The organism is Lysobacter antibioticus, assembly GCF_000731095.1.
GTDB lineage: Bacteria > Pseudomonadota > Gammaproteobacteria > Xanthomonadales > Xanthomonadaceae > Lysobacter > Lysobacter antibioticus_B.
The window spans coordinates 1-2,779 of the sequence record NZ_JMTZ01000152.1 but is presented as its reverse complement, the minus strand read 5'-3'; the positions used below and the strand labels follow the sequence as shown (position 1 = coordinate 2,779).

General features: G+C 63.8%; 1 protein-coding gene and 1 pseudogene. Both read left to right on the top strand.

What is annotated here, in order from left to right:
- Positions 1-714, top strand: a 714-nt coding sequence (locus EX88_RS27275; RefSeq protein ID WP_235186407.1) for an OmpA family protein, incomplete at its 5' end; no start/stop codon positions are given.
- Positions 711-2,779, top strand: a pseudogene (locus tag EX88_RS0122705) (hypothetical protein); the annotation flags it as partial. The gene EX88_RS27275 and the pseudogene EX88_RS0122705, both read left to right, overlap by 4 nt.

Below are 2,779 nucleotides of genomic sequence, written 5' to 3'. Positions count from 1 at the left end.
TTGGCGGCGTGCAGCGAGTTCACCACCGATAATCCCTTGGTCCGCCGCATCACGCCGGGGCTTCCGGTGCGGTTCGACTGGGGCGTCAAGCGCTGTGCGGCGAGCGAGCGGTTGGCGGAAATGGTGTTGGGCGAGGTGTTCTTCGCACCTGGCAGCGCCGAAGTCCGACCACGCTATCGACCGGTCATCGAGCAGATGGCCGAGCGAGTGCGCGAGCACCGCGGCGGAGAGGTGGTGATCAGCGCCAACGGCGACAAGCACGAGCTTGCGTTCGATCGCGCCACGGCGGTGAAGCAGGCCTTGATCGATTCGCTCGGTGCGGACGCGACACAGGGCTTGGTGGTCAGCGTTCGCGCCCAGGTCGACGACCCCAACTCGTTGGTGGTCGGGGTGGACGAGGGAGGCGCCTTGTTGGGTACGGTGTTGTTCGACACCGACCGCTCCATGATCAAGCCCGAGTTCGAGCCTTTGCTGGACCGAATCGCGGCAGGTCTGGAACGGATGGGGGGCGGCGCGGTGGCGATCATCGGCCACGCCGACCTTCGTGGTTCACGCGAGTACAACGCCGCCTTGGGCATGCGCCGGGCACAAGCCGTATACGACGCACTGGCCAGGCGTTTGAGTCCACAGGTTCGCGCCCAGGTCCGTGTGGAAGTCAATAGCGATCCCAGCGCCGTGGTCGGTGCGAAGCGCAGTGAAGGAGCGCAGCCATGAAGATGCGCATGAAGCTGCTGGACTGCACCCTGATCAGCCTGATGGCCGGCATGGCATCGTCTGCGTCGGCGCAGGTGTCAGGTGAGAATCAAACCCGTCGCGATGCCGTCGATGAGGCGGTCGGCGAAGTGAAGTGCGGGGAAGAGCGCTGCACGGGCGAGGAAGGCCTGCTGTTCCGCTTGCGTACCCGCAGCGACGACCGGCCGGTGACGAGCGGCACGACCGAGCAATCCTCTTCCGAGACGTTGCAACCCGATCGGCGCGTCACGGTGGCGCTGGAGCAGCCGGGCAAGGCCGAAGCAATGGGCAAGTTTTCCATTGAGATGGCATGCGGCGCTGCGATTTGGGCGACCGAAGATCCGAATCTCGGACAGCCAGAACTGGCTGCATCGGCTCCGTCGGTGGTGGCTTTCGAGAACGGTCGCATCCTCAAGCCCGTGCAGTTCTACGTTCGCGGCAACTACACTGCTTTCGTCGATCGCTACGAGATCATCGTCTATCGATCCAGCGACGGCGATCTGATCGATCCGATCGCCACGGTGCCGGTGGACGTGGCGCCGGTCGCGCAGGCCGAGTGGGCGGGCGAGCTGCCGAGTTCGCGTCCGTTCCGCACGGGCGATGAACTGGTGTACGTGTTGCGTGCTTATGGTGCGGATGGGACGTACGACGAAACCCATCCGGGCACGATCCAGCTGATGACGCCTGACGAGGCGGCGCGCAGCAATCAGCAGGTACGCGACAGTGCCGAGGAGAGCCTGGGTACCGCGCTGACTTTGGAGCAGGCGATGAATCAGAGCCTGCTGGACCATGCTTTCTCGGGGAGCGGTCTGCGCCAGCAGAACATTCCGATCCATGGGTCGAGGGTCCGTATCCAGGGCAGCAACGTGCCGCAGGACGCGATGCTGACCATCAACGGCGATAGCTACCCGGTGGATATGGAGCGAAAGTTTGTCGCCGAGTACCTGGTGCCCGTGGGTCGGCATTCCTTCGACATAGGTGTGAGGGGCGGTCAAGCCGGAGCGGAATCGGGCGAGCATGAGATGCTCGACGTCGAGGTCACCGGGCGCTATTTCTTCGGTGTGGGTCTGGCCGACCTCACCGTCGCGCAGAACAAGATCAGCGGTTCGGTGGATCCGTTCACGGTCGACAGTCGTTACCAGGACGATGTGATCAGCGACGGGCGTCTGGCCTTCTACGGTAAGGCCAAGCTGCGGGCCAAGTACCTGCTGACGATGCAGGCGGATACGACGCAGCGCGATATCGAGCATCTGTTCGATGGGTTCACCCGCGCCGATCCGCGCGACATCTTCCGTCGGCTGGACCCGGATCTGTATTACCCGGTGTATGGCGATGACTCCACCACCTATCGCGACGTCGATACGATGGGGCGGTTCTATCTGCGCATGGATTGGGACAAGAACCAGGCGCTGTGGGGCAACTATGCCACCGGCTTTACCGGTACCGAATACGCCCAGTACGTGCGTTCGCTGTACGGCGCCGCGCTCAACTGGCGCTCGCGCGGCATCAACGCCTGGGGCGACCCGTCGACCGAACTGCGCGCCTTCGGCTCGCAGGCCGAGACCGCGCCAGGACATAACGAGTTTATCGGTACCGGCGGCAGTCTGTACTACCTGCGGCATACCGATATTCTTCCGGGCTCGGACATCGTCGTGCTGGAAGTGCGCGACCTGAGCACTGGCCGACTGGAGAAGCGCATCCCGCTCCAGCGCGGCGCCGACTATGAAATCGACGCGCTGCAGGGCCGCATCCTGTTGACCCGGCCGCTGGCGCAGGTGACCCGCCAGAACATTCCGACCTTGACGCGTGATGCGCCCTTGAGCGGACTCGAGCAACGACTGGTGGTCGACTATGAGTGGTTGCCGTCGGATTTCGACGACGACAACGCAACTGTCGGTTTTCGCGGCAAGCAATGGTTCGGCGACCATGTTGGGGTAGGGCTGACCTACGTCGACGAGAACCGCGCGGGTCAGGACTACACCATGACCGGCGGCGATCTGACCTTGCAGGCGGGGAAGGGCACGTTCGTCAAGGCGGAGTTTGTGCG